This is a genomic window from Pseudomonas fluorescens, from assembly GCF_001307155.1.
In the GTDB taxonomy this organism is placed as follows: domain Bacteria; phylum Pseudomonadota; class Gammaproteobacteria; order Pseudomonadales; family Pseudomonadaceae; genus Aquipseudomonas; species Aquipseudomonas helvetica.
Window position 1 is genome coordinate 484,204 of the sequence record NZ_CP012830.1, and the last position, 22,086, is coordinate 506,289.

The 22,086-nt window shown below is 59.2% G+C and carries 24 protein-coding genes; 19 read left to right on the forward strand and 5 right to left on the reverse strand.

Annotation, left to right across the window (positions count from 1 at the left end; all coding sequences use genetic code 11):
* Positions 1-42 precede the first annotated feature (42 nt).
* A complete protein-coding gene (prmB, locus tag AO353_RS02265; protein WP_054593496.1) occupies positions 43-951 on the reverse strand; it encodes a 50S ribosomal protein L3 N(5)-glutamine methyltransferase in 909 nt (302 codons plus the stop codon).
* Positions 952-1,189: 238 nt separating this feature from the next.
* Between prmB and AO353_RS02270 the strand changes: the two genes are divergently transcribed.
* The 5 genes from AO353_RS02270 to AO353_RS02290 all read left to right on the forward strand — a co-directional run bounded on the left by AO353_RS02270 (position 1,190) and on the right by AO353_RS02290 (position 3,964).
* Entirely contained in the window at positions 1,190-1,780 is a 591-nt protein-coding gene (locus AO353_RS02270; RefSeq protein ID WP_054593497.1) for a cysteine hydrolase family protein, read from the forward strand.
* A 132-nt stretch (positions 1,781-1,912) separates the two neighbouring features.
* Positions 1,913-2,233, forward strand: coding sequence for a hypothetical protein (locus tag AO353_RS02275; protein ID WP_054593498.1), 321 nt, complete (start codon positions 1,913-1,915; stop codon positions 2,231-2,233).
* Positions 2,234-2,308: 75 nt separating this feature from the next.
* Complete coding sequence (locus AO353_RS02280; protein ID WP_054593499.1) at positions 2,309-2,866, forward strand: Smr/MutS family protein; 558 nt, start codon at positions 2,309-2,311, stop codon at positions 2,864-2,866.
* 77 nt (positions 2,867-2,943) lie between these two features.
* Complete coding sequence (gene folE, locus AO353_RS02285; protein WP_019693029.1) at positions 2,944-3,489, forward strand: GTP cyclohydrolase I FolE; 546 nt, start codon at positions 2,944-2,946, stop codon at positions 3,487-3,489.
* 103 nt (positions 3,490-3,592) lie between these two features.
* Positions 3,593-3,964 (forward strand): glutathione S-transferase N-terminal domain-containing protein, encoded by a 372-nt coding sequence (locus AO353_RS02290; protein ID WP_054593500.1) that lies wholly within the window; start codon positions 3,593-3,595, stop codon positions 3,962-3,964.
* A gap of 194 nt (positions 3,965-4,158) precedes the next feature.
* Here AO353_RS02290 and AO353_RS02295 read toward each other — a convergent pair whose 3' ends face one another.
* A complete protein-coding gene (locus tag AO353_RS02295) occupies positions 4,159-5,325 on the reverse strand; it encodes a PLP-dependent aminotransferase family protein (protein ID WP_054593501.1) in 1,167 nt (388 codons plus the stop codon).
* Positions 5,326-5,407: 82 nt separating this feature from the next.
* On the opposite strand from AO353_RS02295, the gene AO353_RS02300 reads away from it, so the two are divergent.
* The 3 genes from AO353_RS02300 to AO353_RS02310 all read left to right on the forward strand — a co-directional run bounded on the left by AO353_RS02300 (position 5,408) and on the right by AO353_RS02310 (position 8,236).
* A complete protein-coding gene (locus AO353_RS02300; protein WP_054593502.1) occupies positions 5,408-5,851 on the forward strand; it encodes a MarR family winged helix-turn-helix transcriptional regulator in 444 nt (147 codons plus the stop codon).
* A gap of 343 nt (positions 5,852-6,194) precedes the next feature.
* Positions 6,195-7,544 (forward strand): NCS2 family permease, encoded by a 1,350-nt coding sequence (locus AO353_RS02305; protein WP_054593503.1) that lies wholly within the window; start codon positions 6,195-6,197, stop codon positions 7,542-7,544.
* Between the two features lie 65 nt (positions 7,545-7,609).
* Positions 7,610-8,236 carry a LysE family translocator gene (locus tag AO353_RS02310; RefSeq protein ID WP_054593504.1) on the forward strand — a complete coding sequence of 209 codons (627 nt, stop codon included), beginning with the start codon at positions 7,610-7,612 and terminating at the stop codon, positions 8,234-8,236.
* 223 nt (positions 8,237-8,459) lie between these two features.
* Here AO353_RS02310 and uraH read toward each other — a convergent pair whose 3' ends face one another.
* Positions 8,460-8,813: a hydroxyisourate hydrolase gene (gene uraH, locus AO353_RS02315; protein ID WP_054593505.1), complete on the reverse strand. Its 354-nt coding sequence runs from the start codon at positions 8,811-8,813 to the stop codon at positions 8,460-8,462.
* 436 nt (positions 8,814-9,249) lie between these two features.
* On the opposite strand from uraH, the gene puuE reads away from it, so the two are divergent.
* The 8 genes from puuE (at position 9,250) to AO353_RS02355 (ending at position 17,662) form a co-directional block, all read left to right on the forward strand.
* Entirely contained in the window at positions 9,250-10,176 is a 927-nt protein-coding gene (puuE, locus tag AO353_RS02320; protein WP_054593506.1) for an allantoinase PuuE, read from the forward strand.
* The gene (gene uraD / locus AO353_RS02325; RefSeq protein ID WP_054593507.1) at positions 10,173-10,688 is read left to right on the forward strand and encodes a 2-oxo-4-hydroxy-4-carboxy-5-ureidoimidazoline decarboxylase; all 516 of its coding nucleotides are present in this window, start codon (positions 10,173-10,175) and stop codon (positions 10,686-10,688) included. The genes puuE and uraD overlap by 4 nt, the downstream gene beginning before the upstream one ends.
* Positions 10,689-10,777: 89 nt before the next feature.
* Positions 10,778-11,773 (forward strand): allantoicase, encoded by a 996-nt coding sequence (gene alc, locus AO353_RS02330; RefSeq protein ID WP_054593508.1) that lies wholly within the window; start codon positions 10,778-10,780, stop codon positions 11,771-11,773.
* A gap of 121 nt (positions 11,774-11,894) precedes the next feature.
* Complete coding sequence (locus AO353_RS02335; protein WP_007898831.1) at positions 11,895-12,398, forward strand: ureidoglycolate lyase; 504 nt, start codon at positions 11,895-11,897, stop codon at positions 12,396-12,398.
* A gap of 51 nt (positions 12,399-12,449) precedes the next feature.
* Positions 12,450-13,757, forward strand: coding sequence for a urate hydroxylase PuuD (locus AO353_RS02340; RefSeq protein ID WP_054593509.1), 1,308 nt, complete (start codon positions 12,450-12,452; stop codon positions 13,755-13,757).
* A gap of 188 nt (positions 13,758-13,945) precedes the next feature.
* Positions 13,946-15,304 (forward strand): nucleobase:cation symporter-2 family protein, encoded by a 1,359-nt coding sequence (locus AO353_RS02345; protein ID WP_054593510.1) that lies wholly within the window; start codon positions 13,946-13,948, stop codon positions 15,302-15,304.
* Between the two features lie 520 nt (positions 15,305-15,824).
* Positions 15,825-16,610 (forward strand): outer membrane protein OmpK, encoded by a 786-nt coding sequence (locus AO353_RS02350; RefSeq protein WP_054598157.1) that lies wholly within the window; start codon positions 15,825-15,827, stop codon positions 16,608-16,610.
* A 197-nt stretch (positions 16,611-16,807) separates the two neighbouring features.
* Positions 16,808-17,662 carry a pirin family protein gene (locus tag AO353_RS02355; RefSeq protein WP_054593511.1) on the forward strand — a complete coding sequence of 285 codons (855 nt, stop codon included), beginning with the start codon at positions 16,808-16,810 and terminating at the stop codon, positions 17,660-17,662.
* A gap of 110 nt (positions 17,663-17,772) precedes the next feature.
* Here the strand turns inward: AO353_RS02355 and AO353_RS02360 are convergent, their stop codons facing one another.
* Positions 17,773-18,945, reverse strand: a complete 1,173-nt coding sequence (locus AO353_RS02360) for a patatin-like phospholipase family protein (RefSeq protein ID WP_054593512.1) — start codon at positions 18,943-18,945, stop codon at positions 17,773-17,775.
* A 51-nt stretch (positions 18,946-18,996) separates the two neighbouring features.
* A complete protein-coding gene (locus AO353_RS02365) occupies positions 18,997-19,929 on the reverse strand; it encodes a lipid A biosynthesis lauroyl acyltransferase (protein ID WP_054593513.1) in 933 nt (310 codons plus the stop codon).
* Positions 19,930-20,050: 121 nt separating this feature from the next.
* Between AO353_RS02365 and minC the strand changes: the two genes are divergently transcribed.
* The 3 genes from minC (at position 20,051) to minE (ending at position 22,055) form a co-directional block, all read left to right on the forward strand.
* Entirely contained in the window at positions 20,051-20,788 is a 738-nt protein-coding gene (gene minC, locus AO353_RS02370) for a septum site-determining protein MinC (protein ID WP_054598158.1), read from the forward strand.
* Positions 20,789-20,988: 200 nt separating this feature from the next.
* Positions 20,989-21,801: a septum site-determining protein MinD gene (minD, locus tag AO353_RS02375; RefSeq protein ID WP_054593514.1), complete on the forward strand. Its 813-nt coding sequence runs from the start codon at positions 20,989-20,991 to the stop codon at positions 21,799-21,801.
* Positions 21,801-22,055 carry a cell division topological specificity factor MinE gene (gene minE, locus AO353_RS02380; protein ID WP_019693048.1) on the forward strand — a complete coding sequence of 85 codons (255 nt, stop codon included), beginning with the start codon at positions 21,801-21,803 and terminating at the stop codon, positions 22,053-22,055. Before minD ends, minE begins: the two co-directional genes overlap by 1 nt.
* The last annotated feature ends 31 nt before the right edge of the window (positions 22,056-22,086 follow it).

Consider the following 22,086-nt stretch of genomic DNA (forward strand, 5'->3'; position numbering starts at 1 on the left):
CGCAGCCCAGCGGGAGCAAGCTCCCTCGCCACGTTCACCACATTAAACCCTGGCAGCGAACAACGCCTGATGCTGGCGGCATTGCTCGGCGCTGAGCATGAACACACCGTGACCGCCGCGCTCGAATTCCAGCCAGGCGAAATCGACTTCCGGGTACAACGCCTCGACGTGCACCTGGCTGTTGCCGACTTCAACGATCAGCAAGCCCTTCTCGGTCAGGTGATCCGCCGCTTCGGCGAGCATGCGCCGCACCAGGTTCAAACCATCGTCACCACAGGCCAGACCCAGTTCGGGTTCGTGCTGGTATTCATCCGGCATGTCGGCAAAATCTTCGGCGTCAACGTAAGGCGGGTTGGACACGATCAAATCGAAACGCTGCCCTGGCAAACCGTCGAAGCCATCGCCCTGAACGGTGTACACGCGCTCATCGACGCCATGGCGCTCGATGTTCTGATTGGCCACTTCCAGCGCTTCGAAGGACAGGTCCGCCAACACCACTTCAGCGTTCTGGAACTCGTAGGCGCAGGCAATGCCGATGCAACCGGAACCGGTGCACAGGTCAAGAATCCGTGCAGGTTCGCTGCCCAGCCACGGCTCAAAACGTTTTTCGATCAGCTCGCCAATCGGTGAGCGCGGAATCAATACACGCTCGTCAACGATGAACGACATCCCGCAGAACCAGGCCTCGCCCAACAGGTAAGCCGTCGGGATGCGCTCCTCGATTCGACGCTTGAGCAAGCGCTGCAGGTTGACCAGTTCGTCGTCTTCAAGACGGCAGTCCAGATAGCTATCGGCGATTTCCCACGGCAGGTGCAACGCCCCCAACACCAGTTGACGGGCTTCGTCCCAGGCGTTGTCGGTCCCATGGCCGAAAAACAGATCCTCCCCATGAAAACGGCTGACAGCCCAACGAATGTGGTCGCGCAAGGTGCGCAGGCGGGAAGTGATCACGGGGGCAAACTCCTGAAAAAACGACTGGCGATTCTAACAGCCTAAACCCGCCCCGACGACGCAAGAAAATCACCTGACGGATGTAGGATTGATCCTGATTTTCAGCTTTTGATTGAACATCTGCTCAGCTCTTGACAGGCTGCAGGCCAGCAACGACGGTGCCTACGATGGTAGCGATTCACAGAAGCGCTCAGCCAGAGGACAATGTCGCAAAAGCCCCACTCGAAGGAGCCCCAGAATGTCCGTTCCAAAAACGATGTTTCAACTCAGCGGTCGTGGTTACGCGCCGGCCAATCTGGCCCATGCGACGCTGGTGATCATCGATGCCCAGAAAGAATACTTGAGCGGCCCCCTGGCCCTTTCCGGCATGGACGCCGCCGTCGACAATATCAAGCAACTGCTCGCGGCTGCCCGCAAGGCGGGTCGGCCGATCGTCCATGTACGCCACCTCGGCACCGTCGGTGGCCTGTTCGACCCACAAGGCGAACGCGGTGCATTCATCCCGGGCCTTGAGCCACTGGCTGACGAAACTGTCATCGGTAAATTGCTGCCCAGTGCGTTCCACGGCACCCCGTTGGAAAAACGCCTGCAAGACCTCGGCTCGCTGGACCTGATCGTCTGCGGTTTCATGAGTCACTCCAGCGTCAGTACCACCGTGCGCGCCGCCAAGAACCTGGGCTTTCGCTGCACCCTGGTCGAAGACGCCTGTGCCACCCGGGACCTGCCTTTCAAAGGTGGCGTCCTCAGCGCCGAACATGTCCAGCAGACTGAAATGGCGATCATGGCCGACAACTTCGCGACCCTCGCCCAGACTCAGGAACTGATCTGATCAAGCGCTTGATGAGCGGCCAACGCAGCCGCTCATCCGCAAAAACCGCTCATTCCCCGCAATTGCCTTAGCCTCAGGAACCACCCGGTCAACTCCCGGTCGAAGGGCCGATACCCATTGAGGAAGGTCGGAATGAAGAAATCCGATGGTTTTGACGCTCGCCGCTTGCGGCCCAAAGGCCCGCGCAACTGGCGTTATCGCTTTGGTGCGGCATTTTCCGCGCTGCTGGCAACCCTCGGCGTGTTGCTGGCGCTGGCCGGTGCCGCCAGCCTGTTGGGCCACCCGCCGGCTCTTGGCGAGTTGAACACCAGCCGGGCCGGCGCCGCGGTGGTCCTGGCGCTTGGCCTGTTGCTGCTGTATGTCGGTGTCGCGTTGTGGCGTCGCTGCCGTCGCCGGATGCGCCAACCGCGTGAGCTGAACCTGGCTCCGCATTTGATGAAAAAACATGACTGAGTGGCGCGCGTTGCGTTTTGACGCGCCCGATTCACCTCGACTTGGGTAAACTGGCCGCCCTTCGCGGAGGCTGACATGCAAGACGACGATTTTTCCCTGTTCAAAAGCGCGATCCAAGGCGTCAAGCCGATCAAGCACGATCGCGCCGAAACCGGCAAACCCAAGGCTGACCGCGCGCACATCGCCAAGCTGCGCCAGGCCGCCACCGTGCGCACCGATGCCACCACTGTTGACGGTCTGTCCGATCAGTTCGTGATCGATGTCGGTCCGGAAGACGAGTTGATGTGGGCGCGTGACGGTGTGCAGGAAAGCCAGATGCGCAAGTTGAAGGTCGGGCAGATCCCGTTCGAAGGCAGCCTCGACCTGCACGGCATGACCGTCGAAAAAGCCCGCGAGACGCTGTGGGCTTTTCTCGCCGAAGCAACAAAATTCGAAATCCGCTGCGTGCGCGTGACCCATGGCAAGGCTGTACGCCTGGACGGCAAGCGGCCGATGATCAAAAGTCACGTCAACACGTGGCTGCGCCAGCATCCGCAGGTGCTTGGCTTCACCTCGTGCCAGCCAAAACATGGCGGCGCCGGAGCAGTTTACGTGATGCTGAAACGGACCATGATGGAAGGTCGTGACGAGTAAAGCTGATGCGCTACGCTTGCAGCGCCGTGTCCGCCACCGTACCCTTGTCCTTTGCGTAAAATCCCACAGGTAGTTTCATGTCCCTGGAACAGAATTACACGGCGATCCTCGGCCAGCTTGGCGAAGACGCCACCCGCGAAGGTCTGCTCGACACGCCGAAGCGTGCCGCCAAAGCCATGCAGTACCTTTGCCGCGGTTATGAGCAGACGCTCGAAGAAGTCACCAACGGTGCCTTGTTCAGCTCCGACAACAGCGAAATGGTGCTGGTCAAGAACATCGAGCTCTACTCGTTGTGCGAACACCACTTGCTGCCATTCATCGGCAAGGCCCACGTGGCCTATATCCCGAGTGGCAAGGTGCTGGGCCTGTCGAAAGTCGCGCGGATCGTCGATATGTACGCCCGCCGCCTGCAGATCCAGGAAAACCTCAGCCGGCAGATCGCCGAGGCGGTCCAGCAAGTGACTGGCGCCCTGGGCGTGGCGGTGGTGATCGAAGCCCAGCACATGTGCATGATGATGCGTGGTGTAGAGAAACAGAACTCGTCGATGATCACCTCGGTGATGCTTGGTGAGTTCCGCGAAAACGCGGCGACCCGCAGCGAGTTTCTCAGCCTGATCAAGTAATCCGCTGTACGAAGAAAACCGGCATTCATCGCCGGTTTTTTTTCGCCTGTGAAAAATCAGGTAAGCTGCGCGCCTTTCTTCATTCGCCCGTGAGGCTTATACCGTGTTAGTAAAAGCGCTTCGTATCGGCCTCGGCCAGCTGATCATTTTCATCGACTTCCTCACCCGCCCGAGCAAAAAGAAGCGCCCTGCCGTTGCTCAGGCCCAGGTCGAAAACGCAGCGAAAGGCCTGACGCTGTATCAGTTCCACGCCTGCCCGTTCTGTGTGAAAACCCGCCGCACCCTGCGCCGCCTGAATGTGCCGGTGGCTTTGCGTGATGCGAAGAACAACGAACAGGATCGCCAAACCCTGCTTGAGCAAGGCGGCAAGATCAAGGTGCCGTGCCTGCGTATCGAAGAGAATGGCCAGACTACCTGGATGTATGAATCCAAGGTGATCATTGATTATCTGGACAAGCGCTTCGCGACAGCCTGATGGTTTTGTGGTGTTTTTGAGGGCGCTATCGCGGGCAAGCCTTGCTCCTACAAAGGCAGCGGTGATCACAACATTTGCGGACGCCCCTCATCCGTAGGAGCAAGGCTTGCCCGCGATGAGGCCCGCACAGATACCGTAAAACTCAGAAAAAATAAACCGGCTCATTCGCCGGTTTATTGGTTTTTAACCTTCCCTCACGCAGCCTGAGCAGCCTGTGCCTGACGCACTACTCCAGCCAATCGTTTAAGCCCTTCGTCCAGCCGCGCCGGATCGATGTGGCTAAAGTTCAGCCGCAGATGCCCCGGATTGTTGTCCGGCTCAGAGAAGAACGGCTCCCCCGGCATAAAGGCCACGTCCTGCGCCAACGCCTCGTTCAGCAAGGTCCGGGTGTCCAATGGCTGCTTCAGGGTCAACCAGAAAAACAGCCCGCCTTGCGGTACATTCCACTCGGCCAGATCGCAGAAATGGGTTTCCAGTGCCAACTGGAAGGCGTCACGCCGAACCCGGTAGAAGTCCCGCAGCTCACTCAGGTGATCGCGAAACTTCTCGCTGCCAATCCATTGCAACGCCTGCCATTGGCCAACACGGTTGGTGTGCAAGTCAGCCGATTGCTTGAGTCGCAGCAGGTGCGGGAACAGGTCCGGGCTGGCGATCAAATAGCCGACGCGCAAGCCTGGCAGCAAGGTCTTGGACACGGTGCCGGTGTAGATCCAGCTGGCCTTCTTCAAGCGACTGACGATGGGCGTCGCGCTGCCGCCATCAAAGGTCAGTTCACGGTAGGGTTCGTCTTCGATCAGGGTCACGCCAAACTCATCGAGCAACGCTGCCACTGCATCGCGCTTGGCTTCGCTGTAGCGCACTGCCGAGGGGTTCTGGAACGTCGGGATCAGGTAGATGAACGCCGGGTGATGTTTTTCCAGGCGCGCGCGCAGCTCATTCAGGTTCGGGCCGTCAGCCTCCAGCGGCACGGTCAGACAGTCAGCGCCGAACAGCTGGAAGATTTGCAGCGCCGCCAGATAGGTCGGCGCTTCGAGCATGATCTCGGTGCCTTTGTCGATGTACAGCTTGGCCGCCAGATCCAGGGTTTGCTGGGAGCCGCTGACCACCAACACCTGACTCGCCTCACACGGTACGCCCAAGGCCCGGGCCTCAGCCGCCAGCGCTTCGCGTAATGCCGGTTCGCCTTCGCTCATGCCGTATTGGCCCATCGCCAATGGCATGTCAGCCCACTCGACCTTCGGCAGCATGGCTTCGGCAGGCAGGCCACCGGCAAACGACATCACTTCCGGGCGCTGAGCCGCGGCAAGGATTTCACGAATCAAAGAACTTTTAAGGCGCGAGACACGTTCGGAAAAAGCCATGGGGGTCACCGGTAGCGAAAGCCAAGGAAATTAAGTCAAACTACTTGACCGAAATTACGACAGTGCGAGCAGATACGTCAATATGCTTGACCTTAAAAACCAAAGCACCCAGCAAGCCGCCATGGAAGCGTTCTTCTTCGGCTACCAGGCCTTCACTGCCAAAGCCGACGAAATGCTCGAGCGGCGCGGTTTGAGCCGCGTGCATCAGCGCATCGTGTTTTTCATCGCCCGCTACCCGGCCCTGAGCGTCAAGGAACTGCTCGCGCTACTCGGTGTGAGCAAGCAGGCGCTGAACATTCCGCTGCGTCAGTTGGTGGAAATGCACTTGGTGGACAGCGTGGCGTCAGCGACCGACAAGCGTAAACGCCTGCTGGAACTGACCGTCGACGGCGCGCGGTTCGAGGAGTCGCTGCGACGTGAGCAAGTGAAATTGCTTGAGCGAGTGTTTGCCGAGGCTGGCGAGGCGGCGGTAGATGGCTGGTTAGCGGTGAACAAAGCGCTGGGCGAAAACCAGCAGAAAATCTAGCGCGGCTACGCTTCGGAATTTGAGTTGCGGACACGTCAGTCATCGCGGGCAAGCCTTGCTCCTACGGATCTTGAGTCGTGTTCGATATTTTCAAACGACATCGATCCGTAGGAGCAAGGCTTGCCCGCGATGGCGTCCTTCCTGGCGATATATCCCTATTGCCAATCTTTTCGTCTACAGAATCAAAAACATTATTTGCTTTATTTGTATACAAAAGCATAATCCGTTTCGTGCGAGTTCCTGACCAAGCGGTCAACAAATTCGCAAGTACCTCAAAGAGCCGCTGCCCACCTCATGTGTCCGGCTCTGGAAATAACAATAAAACTCTTGAGGAGTACTCGCTGTGGAAAGCCGCAAATCCGAAGCCTCGACGCTGGAACTCTCGCCGCCGTTACGCACTGGCTGGCTGGAGCGCATTTTTAAACTCAGCTTGCATGGCACCACGGTGAAGACCGAGTTGATCGCAGGTATTACCACCTTCATCACCATGGCCTACATCATCTTCGTCAACCCCAACATCATGGCGGACGCCGGGATCGACCACGGCGCGGCCTTCGTCGCAACCTGCATCGCCGCTGCACTTGGTTGCCTGTTGATGGGTCTGTACGCCAACTGGCCTGTCGGCCTCGCACCAGGCATGGGCTTGAACGCCTTTTTTACCTACACCGTGGTCGGCACCATGGGCTACCACTGGGAAGCTGCGCTGGGCGCGGTGTTCATTTCCGGTGTGTTGTTCATGTTCCTGACGCTGTCGCGCGTGCGGGAATGGCTGCTCAACAGTATTCCGGTGAGCTTGCGCTTCGCCATGGGCGCAGGCGTTGGCTTGTTCCTCGGGATCATCGGCCTGAAAACCGCCGGCATCATCGTCGCCAGCCCGGCCACATTGATCAAGCTGGGTAATCTGCGTGAGCCTGGCCCGCTGTTGGCCGCCGTCTGCTTCCTGATGATTGCGGTACTCAGTTACCACCGCGTGTTCGGTGCAATCCTGATCAGCATCATCGCCGTGACTCTCGCCGGTTGGGGTCTGGGCCTGGTGCACTACAGCGGCATCATGTCGACCCCGCCCAGCCTGGCACCGACCTGGATGGCCATGGACATCGCCGGCGTGTTCAACATCAGCATGATCAGCGTGGTGCTGGCGTTCCTCTTCGTGCACATGTTCGACACCGCCGGAACCCTGATGGGCGTTGCGCAACGGGCAGGCCTGGTCGGCGAAGACGGGAAGATCGAAAACCTCTCCCGAGCATTGAAAGCCGACAGTGCGTCGAGCGTGTTCGGGGCGATGGTCGGAGTGCCGCCGGTCACCAGCTACGTGGAAAGTGCTGCCGGTGTAGCCGCCGGCGGTCGTACCGGTCTTACCGCAGTGACCGTAGGTGTGCTATTTATTGCCGCGATGTTCTTCGCGCCGCTGGCTGGCATGATCCCCGCTTACGCCACCGCCGGTGCGCTGATCTACGTGGCCATGCTGATGATGAGCGGCCTGGAGCACATCAAGTGGAGCGAAGCCACCGACAGCATTCCGGCGATCGTCACGGCCATCATGATGCCGCTGACCTTCTCGGTTGCAGACGGTATCGCGCTGGGCTTTATCACCTACGTGGTGCTCAAGGCCGGTACGGGTAAACACAAGGAAATTTCCATCAGTCTTTGGGTGCTCTGCGCGATCTTTATCGCCAAGTTCATTTTCTTGTAAGCGGTACGCGTTTCAAACCAGCCTCACCCCGTCGGGTGGGGCTTTTGCACATAGGGAGGAAAGTGATGAGTCTGGAAACCTGGCTGCTGTTCAGCGGCGCTGCACTGGTGGTGATCCTGATCCCGGGGCCACTGTCGTTGCTGATGATCAGCAACAGTCTGAATTATGGTCTGCGGCGTTCTTACCCGGCGTTTCTCGGCGGCGTATTTGCCTCGATCTGCCTGCTGAGCGCATCGGCATTGGGTCTGGGCGCCCTGCTGCTGGCTTCGGAGCAACTCTTCAGTGCGCTGAAGATTGTCGGCGCGCTGTACCTGTTCTACCTCGCCTGGCAAAGCTGGCAGCAATCGCGCCAGCCATCGGTCGGCGCCGAAGTGCCCCAGACCGCGCCGACACCGCGCTTTCGTGCACTGTTCGGGCGCGCGTTCGTGCTGGGTGCCAGCAACCCGAAAGACATTCTGTTCTTCGCCGCCTTCCTGCCACAGTTCTTGAGCGCACAGCAGCCCTTTCTGCCGCAGTTGCTGATCATGATCGCCACCTGGACCGTGCTGGATCTGTGCTGCAAGGTGGCCTACGGCCTCGGTGCGCATGGTGCGGCGCGGTATCTGCGCAGCGGCAAGGGCCAGAGCTGGTTCAACCGGATCAGTGCCGGGCTGTTCAGTGGCGCGGGTGCTGCCTCCCTGTTGAGCCGCTAAAAGCATCGCGGGCAAGCCTTGCTCCTACAGGTCCTGAGTCGCTCTCAATGCATGCGAACGACATAAATCCGTAGGAGCGGGGGGACGCCTAGTTCTTGCCCGCGATGGCGTCATCAGACACACCACATTTCTCAAGACGAAAAAAAGCCCGCAGTGTGAGCGGGCGAAAGACCAAAGAAGCTATATGCGCAGTCGCTTCTGAGAAGATAGCTGGGGGAAAGTCCTAGCTTCCTCTGTAGGTCGAATAGCTGTAGGGCGAAATCAACAATGGCACATGGTAGTGATCCTGCTCTGCCGAGATGCCGAAGCGCAGCACCACCACATCCAGAAAGGCCGGCTCCGGTAGCTGTACACCACGTGCGCGGTAGTAATCGCCGGCATGAAACTGCAACTGATAGACCCCGGAACAGTAGTCATCGCCTTGCAACAAGGGCGCGTCGCAACGGCCGTCGCTGTTGGTCAGTGCACTGGCGACCAATTCCAGCTGCGAACCCTCAACGCGGTACAACTCGACCTTGATCGAGCTGCCCGGGCAACCATGTGCTGCGTCCAAAACGTGTGTAGTCAAACGTCCCATTGATTCTGCGCGCCCGCCTGCGTTTGCAGCAGTCAGGCCTCGCGCCTCCCGGAGTCAGTTAAAAAGGAGACCGCACCTTTTCGGAGCACGAAAAGCGGCGGCGAGCGACTGATTAAGACACTTTTTAAAAAAATTGTACACAATAAAAACGACATTTTTACCACGGCACTCGCCATCCATGGTTTCTCGGCGAATCTGACGCTGAACCATAAGATCAGAGGACCTTCCATCCATTAGCTGACCACTCAGGCAGGTTTCTTGCAGCCCCCTGAAAAGATGACAGCTGATGAAAAATGCAAAAAATCAGGCTTACAAAGTGAATATAAAGTTGTATACAATCAGCCCATCGCTGTGACGCCAGCCTGTCACCCCACCATCAGGCCGCCACACCACCCTTATCGCGAATAAGTAACCCCGAATAAGAAGGAAGACTGCAGTGAGCGCTGACTACCCACGCGACCTGATCGGTTACGGCAGTAACCCTCCCCACCCACACTGGCCGGGCAATGCCCGCATTGCCTTGTCCTTCGTGCTCAATTACGAGGAAGGCGGCGAGCGCAACATCCTGCACGGCGATAAAGAGTCGGAAGCCTTCCTCTCGGAAATGGTCTCGGCGCAGCCGTTGCAAGGCGAGCGCAACATGAGCATGGAGTCGCTGTACGAGTATGGCAGCCGTGCCGGCGTCTGGCGGATCCTCAAGCTGTTCAAGGAATTCGACATTCCACTGACCATCTTCGCCGTGGCCATGGCCGCCCAGCGCCACCCGGACGTGATCCGCGCCATGGTTCAAGCCGGCCACGAGATTTGCAGCCATGGCTATCGCTGGATCGACTACCAGTACATGGACGAAGCACAAGAACGCGAGCACATGCTCGAAGCGATCCACATCCTCACCGAAATCAGCGGCGAGCGCCCACTGGGCTGGTACACCGGCCGCACCGGGCCGAACACCCGTCGGCTGGTGATGGAAGAAGGCGGCTTCCTGTACGACTGCGATACCTACGACGACGACCTGCCGTACTGGGAACCGAACAACCCGACCGGCAAGCCGCACCTGGTGATTCCGTACACCCTGGACACCAATGACATGCGCTTCACCCAGGTTCAGGGTTTCAACAAGGGCGACGATTTCTACCAATACCTCAAGGACGCGTTCGACGTGCTTTACGCCGAAGGTGCCGAATCGCCAAAAATGCTCTCCATCGGTTTGCACTGCCGCCTGATCGGTCGCCCTGCCCGCCTGGCCGCACTCAAGCGGTTTATCGAATACGCAAAAAGCCATGAGCAGGTCTGGTTCAGCCGCCGGGTCGATATCGCCCGCCACTGGCACGAAACCCACCCGTACCCAGAGGCTTCGAAATGACTGCTTTCCAAACCCTGAAGCCATCGACCCTGAGCCGAGACGCCTTTGTCAACGCCTTCGCCGACATCTACGAACATTCGCCATGGGTCGCCGAAAAAGCCTTCGACCTGGGCCAGGACGCGGCAATCGACGAGATTGAAACCCTGCACCAGCGCATGAGCGATATCCTGCTCTGTGCCGATCACGCCAGCCAGCTGGCCTTGATCAACGCTCACCCGGACCTGGCCGGTAAAGCCGCCGTCCAGGGCCAGCTTACCGCAGCCAGCACTGAAGAACAGTCTGGCGCGGGTATTCACCAATGCACGAGCGAAGAGTTCCAGCGCTTCACCGAGTTGAACGACGCCTACAAAGCCAAGTTCAAGTTTCCCTTCATCATGGCGGTAAAAGGCAGCAACCGGCATCAGATCCTCGCGGCGTTCGAAACGCGCATCCACAACTCGGCAGACACCGAATTCAAATGCGCGCTGGCGGAGATCAACAAGATCGCCCTGTTCCGATTACTGACTCTTTAGCGAACTTGGCCCTAGCGTGAGTGAACGTGAAAAACGCCCGGGGCCCTGCAAGCATCCCAAGCCACTTTAATTAAAGGCAGACAAGAAGAATGAAAGCTTACGCCGTACCTTTCGAGAAGTTCGTCAACCTGGCCGACGCCCGCCTGGGCACCAAAATCATCTCGGTCACCGATGACTGGTTCGCTGATGCCAACCGCCTGTTCCAGCCGACCCCGGCGGTGTGGAAAGAAGGTGTGTTCGATGACAACGGCAAGTGGATGGATGGCTGGGAATCGCGCCGCAAGCGCTTCGAAGGCTACGACAGCGCGGTGATCCGTCTCGGCGTTCCGGGCTCGATCAAGGGCGTGGACATCGACACTTCATTCTTCACTGGCAACTACCCGCCATCGGCCTCCCTGGAAGCGTGCTTCCTGGCCTCGGGCGAGCCGGACGAAAACACCCAGTGGACTGAAGTGTTGTCGGCCGTCGAGCTGCAAGGCAACAGCCACCACTACCACGAAATCAACAACGGCCAGGCCTTCAGCCACCTGCGTTTCAACATTTACCCGGACGGCGGTGTCGCCCGTCTGCGCGTGTACGGCATTCCGTACCGCGACTGGTCGGCGGTTGGCGACAACGAACAAATTGACCTGGCCGCAGCCCTGAACGGCGGTCGCGCCCTGGCCTGCTCCGATGAACACTTCGGGCGCATGAGCAACATCCTCAACCCGGGTCGCGGCATCAATATGGGCGATGGCTGGGAAACCGCTCGGCGCCGTACCCCGGGCAATGACTGGGTGATCGTCGCGCTGGGCCATGCCGGTGAAGTCGAGAAAGTCATCGTCGACACCCTGCACTTCAAGGGCAACTACCCGGACACCTGCTCGATCCAGGGCGCGTTCGTCAAGGGTGGCACCGACAGCCAGATCGAAACCCAGTCGCTGTTCTGGCGCGAATTGCTGCCAGCGCAGAAACTGGAAATGCACGCCGAACACACCTTCGCCGAGCAGATCAAGGCCCTGGGGCCGATCACCCACATCCGCCTGAACGTGTTCCCGGACGGTGGCGTGAGCCGCTTGCGTGTATTGGGCAAGGTCGCGAAGTAATGCTGAGACTGTAGGAGCACAGCTTGCTGGCGATGGCGTCAGTAAGGGCGCCATCGCCGGCAAGCCGTGCTCCTACAAAAGCAAAGCAACAAACATCATGAACACATAGAAGAAGACCAGCATGCGCACATTGACGATTGAACCGCTGACCAAAGAAGCCTTCGCCCCTTTCGGTGACGTGATCGAAACCGATGGCAGCGATCACTTCATGATCAACAACGGTTCGACCATGCGCTTTCACAAACTGGCGACGGTGGAAACCGCCACGCCAGAAGACAAGGCGATCATCAGCATCTTCCGCGCCGACGCGCAGGACATGCCGCTGACCGTCTGCATGCTGGAGCGCCATCCGCTGGGCAGCCAGGCTTTCATTCCGCTGCTCGGCAACCCCTTTCTGATCGTGGTCGCGCCACTTGGCGATGAACCTGTATCAGGCTTGGTCCGCGCCTTCGTCACCAACGGCAGGCAGGGCATTAATTACCATCGCGGCGTTTGGCACCACCCGGTGCTGACGATCGAAAAGCGGGATGACTTCCTGGTGGTTGATCGCAGTGGCACAGGCAATAACTGCGATGAGCATTTTTTCAAAGAGGATGAGCGTTTGATCCTCGCCCCCCACCAATAAGAGAAGGTCTGATCACTCGACAACAAGAGTGACAGGCGAGAGGTAAAGACTGTGGAAGCACATCTGTTGGAATGGCTGAACCTGAGCGTGCGCTGGGTTCACATGATCACTGGCGTGGCCTGGATCGGCGCGTCGTTCTACTTTGTCTGGCTGGAAAACAATCTCAATCGGGTCAACCCGAAAAACGGCCTGGCGGGCGATCTCTGGGCAATTCACGGTGGCGGGATCTACCACCTGGAGAAATACAAACTGGCCCCACCGACCATGCCGGACAACCTGCACTGGTTCAAATGGGAAGCCTACTTCACCTGGATGTCGGGGATCGCGCTGCTGTGCGTGGTGTTCTACTCCAACCCGACGCTGTACCTGCTGGCACCGGGCAGCAGCCTGAGCGGACCGGAAGGCGTGGCCATCGGTCTTGGCTCATTGTTCATCGGCTGGTTCATCTACTCGTTCCTGTGCGACTCGGCCCTGGGTAAACGCCCTGCCCTGCTCGGGTTCATTCTGTTCGCGCTGATCATTGGCGCCGCTTACGGCTTCAGCAAAGTGTTCAGCGGTCGCGGTGCGTACCTGCACGTTGGCGCTATCATCGGCACCATCATGGTCGGTAACGTGTTCCGCATCATCATGCCGGCCCAACGAGCACTGGTGGCGGCCATCGCCGAGAACCGCACGCCGGATCCGGCGCTGCCAGCCAAGGGTTTGCTGCGTTCACGGCACAACAACTACTTCACCTTGCCGGTGCTGTTCATCATGATCAGCAACCACTTCCCGAGCACTTACGGCAGCCAGTACAACTGGTTGATCCTGGCCGGGATCGCGGTACTCGCGGTGTTGGTGCGTCACTATTTCAACACCCGCCACGAAAGCCACAAGTTCGCCTGGACCCTGCCCGTCGCGGCAGTGGGCATGATCTGCCTGGCCTACGTCACCGGCCCTGCGCCGATGAACACCCCGGAAGTGGCCAAGGCACCGGCGAAGATCGAGTACCAGCCGCTGCCCGAAACCGCACTCGGCGGTGGTGCCAAACCCGCTGAAGCAGCGCCTGCCGCTCCGGCCGCCGCTGCTGCACCCGCGCAAGCTTCGACGGCAAGCGGTCCGGACTTCAGCAAGGTACACAGCGTGATTCAGGAACGTTGTGCGGTCTGCCATTCGGCCAAACCGACCAGCCCGCTGTTCAGCGCGGCACCGGCTGGCGTGATGTTCGATACCCCGCAACAGATCCAGCAATTGGCCCCGCGGATCCAGGCCCAGGCTGTCGCCAGCCAGATCATGCCGTTGGGCAACATCACGCAGATGACCCAGCAGGAACGCGACCTGATCGGCGCCTGGATCAATCAGGGAGCCCGGACCAATTAAGCAATACAAAAGCCTGTGACAAGCGGGCTTTTGTGGCGAGGGAGCTTGCTCCCGCTGGACTGCGCAGCAGTCCCCTTTCTTCCTGGAGAAAAGCGGGGCCGCTTTGCGACCCAGCGGGAGCAAGCTCCCTCGCCACAGGTTTACCTGATGCACAAAATCACAAGAATAAAAAAGATCCGAGGTGTTGCATGTCCGTGTCATCCGAAGCACGCATCCCCGACGCACCCGCGATTCAACGACTGCCGCTGTTGCAACTGATTCTGGTCGGTCTGCAACACGTTCTGCTGATGTACGGCGGCGCCATCGCGGTGCCGCTGATCATCGGACAGGCCGCAGGCCTGAGTCGTGAAGAAATCGCCTTCCTGATCAACGCCGACCTGCTGGTCGCCGGCATCGCAACCGTCGTGCAATCACTGGGCATCGGCCCCATGGGCATTCGCATGCCGGTGATGATGGGCGCCAGTTTCGCGGCGGTCGGCAGCATGGTAGCAATGGCCGGCATGCCTGGCATCGGCCTGCAAGGGATCTTCGGCGCGACCATCGCCGCCGGGTTCTTCGGCATGCTCATCGCGCCATTCATGTCCAAGGTGGTGCGGTTCTTCCCGCCGCTGGTGACCGGCACGGTCATCACCTCGATCGGTTTGTCGCTGTTCCCCGTGGCCGTGAACTGGGCGGGTGGCGGCAACGCTGCCGCGCAATTCGGCTCCCCCGTCTACCTGACCATCGCCGCGCTGGTACTGGGCACCATCTTGCTGATCCACCGCTTCATGCGCGGTTTCTGGGTGAACATTTCGGTGCTGATCGGCATGGGCCTGGGCTACATCCTCTGCGGCCTGATCGGCATGGTCGACCTCAGCGGCATGGCGCAGGCGCCGTGGGTGCAAATCGTCACCCCGCTGCATTTCGGCATGCCGCAATTCCATCTCGCACCGATCCTTTCAATGTGCCTGGTGGTGGTGATCATCTTCGTCGAGTCCACCGGAATGTTCCTCGCCCTGGGAAAGATTACCGGCCAGGAAGTCTGCCCACGGATGCTCCGCCGCGGCTTGCTGTGTGATGCGGGTGCATCGTTCTTCGCCGGGTTCTTCAACACGTTCACCCATTCCTCGTTTGCCCAGAATATCGGCCTGGTGCAAATGACCGGCGTGCGCTGCCGTTCAGTGACCATCGTTGCCGGTGGTTTGCTGGTGGTGCTGAGCCTGCTGCCCAAAGCGGCCTTCCTGGTGGCATCGATTCCACCGGCGGTACTTGGCGGCGCGGCGATTGCGATGTTCGGCATGGTCGCGGCTACCGGGATCAAGATTCTCCAGGAAGCCGACATCGCCGACCGTCGCAACCAACTGTTGGTGGCGGTGAGTACCGGCATGGGGCTGATCCCGGTGGTTCGTCCGGAATTCTTCGCTCACTTGCCATTGTGGATGAGCCCGATCACCCACAGCGGCATTGCCATGGCGACCCTCAGCGCCCTCTCGTTGAACCTGCTGTTCAACATACTCGGCGGCGCAGAACGAGCCGCCAACAACGAGTGCCACGCTCATCAGCACTGACGAATAAGCGGACGGTCCGCCCGTCCTTCCATCGTTATCCAGCTTCACCCGTGACACGAAATACCCGCATGACAGACCGGCCGGCGATACGTCCGGTCGCCGTCAGCGGCTGCCTGCGCCTTAACAATAAAAACAATCGAGGAGCAACACGATGACAGACTTGATAGCGGCGCTCCATTGCGGGGCGCTTGAGCCATGGCGCGGGAGCCAGTATTCTCCGCGGCCGCCTGAATCGGCTCTAAAAAAAAGCCCGGATTTAATTCCTGACCAGACAGCCAATTTATCCCGGCTCTGGACGGTCACACGGCACACTCCAATAAAAACCGAATGGACGCTTGATCGACTGTTTTCGAACAGCCGAATGGGCGTTCTTTTGCTTTTGAAAAGCCTTGGCTCAGCGCTTGCCGGAACGCTGAAACCGACCGGCTGGATAACGTTTTACGGCAACGAAAAACAGGCGCCACAGCAGAGCGCCGATTCAAAAAAAAAAAGTGGAACCACTTACTTTGGGAGCAACCGAATGAACCGTACGTGCACTAGCCTGATGCTCGCTGGATCCTTGCTGGCGGGGGGCCAGGCAATGGCCGGCGACCTGCTGCAGTGGCAGAACAACAGCCTGACTTATCTTTATGGCAAAGACTTCAAAGTCAACCCGAGCATCCAGCAAACCGTGACCTTCGAGCACGCCGATGCCTGGAAATACGGGGACAACTTCCTGTTCATCGACAAGATTTTCTACAACGGCAAACCTGACGCCTACCTCGGCAATAACACGTACTACGGTGAGTTCAGCCCGCGCCTGTCGTTCGGCAAGATCTTCGACCAGAAACTCGAATTCGGCCCGATCAAGGACGTCCTGCTGGCCATGACCTACGAAACCGGTGAAGGCGACGTCAACTCCTACCTGATCGGCCCGGGTTTCGACCTGGCCATTCCCGGTTTCGATTACTTCCAGCTGAACTTCTACAATCGCCACACCGACGACAAACGCCCGGGTAACAACATCTGGCAGATCACTCCGGTGTGGTCCTACACCATCCCGGTGGGCAGCTCCAGCGTGCTGATCGACGGGTTCATGGACTGGGTGGTCGACAACGACAAGAACAGCCAAGGCACCTACCACGCCAACCTGCACTTCAACCCGCAGATCAAGTACGACCTGGGCAAAGCCTTGCACTGGGGCGAGAAGCAGCTGTACGTCGGTATCGAGTACGACTACTGGAAGAACAAGTACGCCATCGAAGACACGAAGGACTTCACCACCAATCAAAGTGCCACGAGCCTGCTGGTGAAGTACCACTTCTGATCCAGGGTTGAAAGATCGCAGGCTTCGCCAGCTCCTACATAAGCGCATCGAGTGTAGGGGCCGGCGCCGGCTGCGGTCTTTTGCTTTGCCGCCAACACATCGAACAACCCGATTAAACCTCCGCAAAATTCGCAACCATTGATCAGTCTGTCTGGCATAGCATGGCGCCATTCCACTCTGATCGAGGAGTTGCACCGATGACTCAATTTCGCAAAGTGCTTAGCCTGCATACCGGCCAACCTGCGTCCGACGGCGCCGGGGTCAAGCTGACCCGGGTATTTGGTGGCGCAGGCGTCGAACGCTTCGACCCGTTCCTGATGCTCGACGAGTTCGGCTCGGAAAATCCCGACGACTACATTGCCGGCTTCCCACCCCACCCGCACCGTGGCTTCGAAACCGTGACCTACATGCTCGAAGGGCGCATGCGTCATGAGGACCATCTGGGTAACGTCGGTTTGCTGGAAGGCGGTGGCGTGCAATGGATGACCGCCGCCAAGGGCATCATCCACAGCGAGATGCCGGAGCAGGAAGAAGGTGTGATGCGCGGCTTCCAGCTGTGGCTGAACCTGCCAGGCAAGCACAAGCTCGATCCGGCCAGCTATCGGGACATTCAGCCGGCAGACATTCCACGGCTGAAAACTGCGCAAGGCGTCGAGGTGGTAGTGATCGCCGGTCTATTCGACGACGGCACCGTCAAGCAAACGGGCGCGGTGCAACGGCCAGACACCGAACCGTATTACTTTGATTTCCATCTGCCGGCTGGCACTGGCATCACACCGAAACTGCCGGATGGGCATCGGGCACTGCTTTATGTGTATGACGGCAGTGTGGAGTTGCCGGGACAAACCCAGAGTATCGGCGTCAGCAAACTGGTCCGTTTGTCGGATGAAGGCGAGTTGCAACTGAGCAGCGAGTCCGGAGCCCGAGTGCTGTTGATTGCCGGTAAACCACTGGGCGAGCCGATCGTGCAGTACGGACCGTTCGTGATGAATACCCGGGAGGAGATCGAACAGGCGTTGCGTGATTTTCGCGATGATCGATTGACTGCCTGAGTTTTGCATCTGCAAGGACGCCATCGCGAGCAAGCTTTGCTCCTACGGATCTGGGGTGTGACATAGATTTGTAGGAGCAAGGCTTGCCCGCGATAGCCGCGCCGCCGATCTCAAGCCGGGATTGCAGGCTCTTCCAACCCCAGGAATCGGCACAACTCTTCGCGCTTGGCCAAGGCATCGCGGCGGCCAAGCTCGATCAACTCGCTGCAATACCCCGCCTCGAACAGCAGATAACTCAGCACCCCGGCACCGCTGGTCCTGGTCGCACCCGGCCCGCGCAAGAACAGTCGCAACGCGGCTGGCAGCTCTTGTCGATGCCGTGCGGCGATTTCATCGATCGGCTGACTCGGAGCAATCACCAACACGTCCACCGGTGCCACGCCGAGGCTGCGGGCCGCGGTACTTGCCGGTAACAAGTGACTGAACTCGTTCAAGCGTTGCAACAGCTCGATGTCGCTCTCCAGGCTGTCAATGAACGTACTGTTGAGCAGGTGCCCACCAATCTGCGCCAACGAGGGTTGCTGACCGGTGTAGGTGCGCTGCAACGGATTATCAGGGTCAACGCCGCGCGGGTTGCCACTGACGCCCACCACCAGCACCCTGCTCGCCCCCAGGTGCAGGGCCGGGCTGATCGGCGCCGACTGACGCACCGCGCCGTCTCCGAAGTACTCGCTGCCGATCTTCACGGGTGCAAACAACAACGGGATCGCCGAACTGGCAAGCAAATGGTCGACCGTCAATTGAGTCGGTACGCCGATACGCCGATGGCGCAGCCAGGCATCGATGCTCCGGCCACCCTGATAGAAGGTCACGGCTTGCCCGGACTCATACCCGAACGCGGTAACGGCGACTGCGTGCAATTGTTTTTGTGCAATGGCTTCACTGATACCGGACAGCTGCAGCTTGTCGTTCAACAAATTGCGCAACGGTGAGCTGTTGACCAGCGCCACTGGCACTTTTGCGCCAATCCCCAACAGACTGTGACTGACAAACCGAGTCGCCTGGCTGATGACTCCTGGCCAATCGCTACGTAACACCAGGTCACTGCGAAAGCCCTGCCAGAACGCGGTCAACCGCTGGATGGCCGCGGTAAAGTCCGTCGCCCCGCTGGCCAGGCTGACCGCATTGATCGCCCCGGCCGAAGTGCCGACGATCACCGGGAACGGATTGGCGGAACCTGCCGGCAGCAGCTCGGCTATCGCTGCCAGCACCCCGACCTGATACGCCGCCCGAGCCCCGCCGCCGGAAAGAATCAAACCTGTAACCGGCTCACCTGAACTCATCGCAACACTCCATGGTGCTTGGGGCTTTCAATCTAGTCTGACGAAATGGATTCAACCGCGCTTGGCATACAATTTCGGCTCGCCGGGCGGACGGCTCTTGAAGCGTCGATGGGTCCAGAGGTATTGCTCAGGACAATTGCGCACGCAACCTTCGACCCACTGGTTGATCCGGATGCAATCGACCTCGTCGCTTTCACCCGGAAAGTCGTTCAGCGGCGCATGGATCACCAGGCGGTAGCCACTGCCGTCGGCCAGGCGTTCCTGGGTGAACGGCACCACCAGCGCCTTGCCCAGCTTGGCAAACTTGCTGGTGGCGGGAACGGTTGCCGCCATGATGCCGAACAACGGCACGAAGATACTTTGCTTGGCGCCGTAGTCCTGATCCGGTGCGTACCAGATGGCCCGGCCAGCGCGCAGCAACTTGAGCATGCCGCGTACGTCATCGCGCTCGACCGCCAGCGAGTCGAGGTTATGCCGCTCGCGACCGCGCCGCTGAATGAAATCGAACAGCGGGTTTTTATGTTCGCGGTACATGCCGTCGATGGTGTGCTGCTGGCCGAGCAACGCCGCGCCGATTTCCAGCGTAGTGAAGTGCAACGCCATCAGGATCACACCCTTGCCGTCGCGTTGAGCCTGTTTGAGGTGCTCCAGCCCTTCGACCTGGGCCAGGCGTGCCAGGCGCGCGCGGGACCACCACCAGCTCATGGCCATCTCGAAGAAGGCAATGCCGGTCGAGGCGAAGTTTTCCTTGAGCAGACGCTTGCGCTCGGCAGGTGTTTTTTCCGGGAAACACAGTTCAAGGTTACGTTTGGCGATGCGCCGACGATCGGTGGCAACCCGATACATCCCGCTACCCAGCAGGCGACCAATACGCAGCAGCAGCGGATACGGCAGCTGTACGATCAGCCACAACAGCCCTAGACCGCACCATAGCAGCCAAAAACGCGGATGAAAAAATGCAGCTCGAAATTGCGGGCGATCCATTAACGATTCCGGACAGACAACAAGGCCGCGCATTCTACATCGGTTCGACCCGGCTTGCGGCTTACGGGCGTTCTCGTTATAAGTCTCGGCACTTTTAGTGACAAGCCGTTTTATGCCGACCATGAGCCAAACCGAACCGCTAGACCAAGATCCCGTGTTCCAGTTGAAGGGCAGCATGCTCGCCATTACGGTGCTGGAACTGGCCCGCAATGACCTCGAAAGCCTCGACCGACAACTGGCTGCGAAGGTCGCCCTGGCGCCTAATTTTTTCAGCAATGCGCCGCTGGTGCTGGCCCTGGACAAACTCCCGGCCACTGAAGGCGCGGTCGACCTGCCTGCGCTGATGCGTGTTTGCCGACACCATGGCTTGCGCACGCTGGCCATCCGCGCCAGTCGCATCGAAGACATCGCCGCCGCCATTGCCGTCGACCTGCCGGTGCTGCCGCCGTCTGGCGCGCGCGAACGAGCACTTGACCCGCACGAAGGCGAAGTCAGGAAAAAACCGGAAAAACCGCCGGAGCCGACCATCAAACCGACCCGAATAATCACTTCGCCAGTACGCGGCGGCCAGCAGATTTATGCCCAAGGTGGCGATTTGGTAGTGGTTTCCTCGGTCAGCCCGGGGGCGGAACTTCTCGCCGATGGCAACATCCATGTATACGGACCGATGCGCGGTCGTGCGCTGGCCGGTGTGAAGGGTGACTCCAAGGCACGGATTTTCTGTCAGCAATTGAGCGCTGAACTACTCTCTATCGCCGGTCATTACAAGGTTTCCGAAGATCTGCGCCGCGATCCGCTGTGGGGCGCCGGTGTACAAGTCAGCCTGTCGGGTGACGTGTTGAACATCATTCGGCTTTAACGGATACTGCCGCATTTTCCAAGCATCTCTAAAACGTAGCGAAAACGGCTCAAACGAAGTAGGAAAAAGGCGCAAGGCAGCGTTTACCCGAGGTAAACCCCGCCCAACACCGGATTCCAGCCAAGGCTGTCCGACTGCAGTAGTTTTCAGGAGATGTTTTTCAGGGGCTAAAAGTCCTTTTTCCTTAGGGGTGAAACACCTTGGCCAAGATTCTCGTGGTTACATCCGGCAAGGGTGGTGTGGGTAAGACCACCACCAGCGCCGCTATCGGTACCGGCCTCGCTCTGCGCGGTCACAAAACAGTTATCGTCGACTTCGACGTCGGCCTGCGTAACCTCGACCTGATCATGGGTTGCGAGCGTCGCGTGGTGTACGACTTCGTCAACGTGGTCAACGGCGAAGCCAACCTGCAGCAAGCCCTGATCAAAGACAAGCGCCTGGAAAACCTCTACGTGCTGGCCGCCAGTCAGACCCGCGACAAAGACGCGCTGACCGTAGAAGGCGTGGAAAAAGTGCTCATGGCACTTAAAGAAGACTTCGAGTTCGTGGTCTGCGATTCTCCGGCGGGTATCGAGAAAGGCGCCCACCTGGCCATGTATTTCGCTGACGAAGCGATTGTCGTGACCAACCCGGAAGTCTCCTCGGTTCGTGACTCGGACCGCATGCTTGGCCTGCTGGCCAGCAAGTCGCGTCGCGCCGAGAACGGCGAAGACCCGATCAAGGAACACCTGTTGCTGACCCGCTACAACCCAGAGCGCGTAAGCAACGGCGAAATGCTCGGCGTCGAAGACGTCAAAGAGATTCTGGCGGTCACCCTGCTGGGTGTGATTCCGGAATCGCAAGCCGTACTCAAGGCTTCCAACCAAGGCGTGCCAGTGATTCTCGACGACCAAAGCGACGCCGGTCAGGCGTACAGCGATGCCGTCGATCGTCTGCTGGGCAAAACCGTGCAACACCGGTTCCTTGACGTTGAGAAGAAGGGATTCTTCGAGCGCCTGTTTGGAGGTAGATAATGAATCTTTTTGACTTCTTTCGTGCCAACAAAAAAGTAAGCACCGCGTCGGTAGCGAAAGAGCGTCTACAGATCATCGTGGCGCATGAACGCGGCCAACGCAGTACCCCAGATTACCTGCCGGCCTTGCAGAAGGAACTGGTCGAGGTGATCCGCAAGTACGTCAATATCGGGTCCGATGACGTGCACGTCGCACTGGAAAACCAGGGCAGCTGCTCGATTCTGGAACTCAATATCACCCTGCCTGATCGCTGAGTCGATCCGGCTGGAGCCACGGCGGCTCAGG

What these genes read in the sequence shown, in the direction of transcription:
- AO353_RS02300 (WP_054593502.1), top strand. Translation starts at nt 5,408, where the DNA reads ATGCTTGACCTTAAAAACCAAAGCACCCAGCAAGCCGCCATGGAAGCG.
- AO353_RS02335 (WP_007898831.1), top strand. Translation starts at nt 11,895, where the DNA reads ATGCGCACATTGACGATTGAACCGCTGACCAAAGAAGCCTTCGCCCCT.
- AO353_RS02275 (WP_054593498.1), top strand. Translation starts at nt 1,913, where the DNA reads ATGAAGAAATCCGATGGTTTTGACGCTCGCCGCTTGCGGCCCAAAGGC.
- AO353_RS02365 (WP_054593513.1), bottom strand. Translation starts at nt 19,929, where the DNA reads ATGGATCGCCCGCAATTTCGAGCTGCATTTTTTCATCCGCGTTTTTGG.
- AO353_RS02270 (WP_054593497.1), top strand. Translation starts at nt 1,190, where the DNA reads ATGTCCGTTCCAAAAACGATGTTTCAACTCAGCGGTCGTGGTTACGCG.
- AO353_RS02280 (WP_054593499.1), top strand. Translation starts at nt 2,309, where the DNA reads ATGCAAGACGACGATTTTTCCCTGTTCAAAAGCGCGATCCAAGGCGTC.
- uraD (WP_054593507.1), top strand. Translation starts at nt 10,173, where the DNA reads ATGACTGCTTTCCAAACCCTGAAGCCATCGACCCTGAGCCGAGACGCC.
- minC (WP_054598158.1), top strand. Translation starts at nt 20,051, where the DNA reads ATGAGCCAAACCGAACCGCTAGACCAAGATCCCGTGTTCCAGTTGAAG.
- AO353_RS02345 (WP_054593510.1), top strand. Translation starts at nt 13,946, where the DNA reads ATGTCCGTGTCATCCGAAGCACGCATCCCCGACGCACCCGCGATTCAA.
- folE (WP_019693029.1), top strand. Translation starts at nt 2,944, where the DNA reads ATGTCCCTGGAACAGAATTACACGGCGATCCTCGGCCAGCTTGGCGAA.
- AO353_RS02350 (WP_054598157.1), top strand. Translation starts at nt 15,825, where the DNA reads ATGAACCGTACGTGCACTAGCCTGATGCTCGCTGGATCCTTGCTGGCG.
- AO353_RS02360 (WP_054593512.1), bottom strand. Translation starts at nt 18,945, where the DNA reads ATGAGTTCAGGTGAGCCGGTTACAGGTTTGATTCTTTCCGGCGGCGGG.
- minE (WP_019693048.1), top strand. Translation starts at nt 21,801, where the DNA reads ATGAATCTTTTTGACTTCTTTCGTGCCAACAAAAAAGTAAGCACCGCG.
- AO353_RS02295 (WP_054593501.1), bottom strand. Translation starts at nt 5,325, where the DNA reads ATGGCTTTTTCCGAACGTGTCTCGCGCCTTAAAAGTTCTTTGATTCGT.
- AO353_RS02310 (WP_054593504.1), top strand. Translation starts at nt 7,610, where the DNA reads ATGAGTCTGGAAACCTGGCTGCTGTTCAGCGGCGCTGCACTGGTGGTG.
- AO353_RS02355 (WP_054593511.1), top strand. Translation starts at nt 16,808, where the DNA reads ATGACTCAATTTCGCAAAGTGCTTAGCCTGCATACCGGCCAACCTGCG.
- uraH (WP_054593505.1), bottom strand. Translation starts at nt 8,813, where the DNA reads ATGGGACGTTTGACTACACACGTTTTGGACGCAGCACATGGTTGCCCG.
- alc (WP_054593508.1), top strand. Translation starts at nt 10,778, where the DNA reads ATGAAAGCTTACGCCGTACCTTTCGAGAAGTTCGTCAACCTGGCCGAC.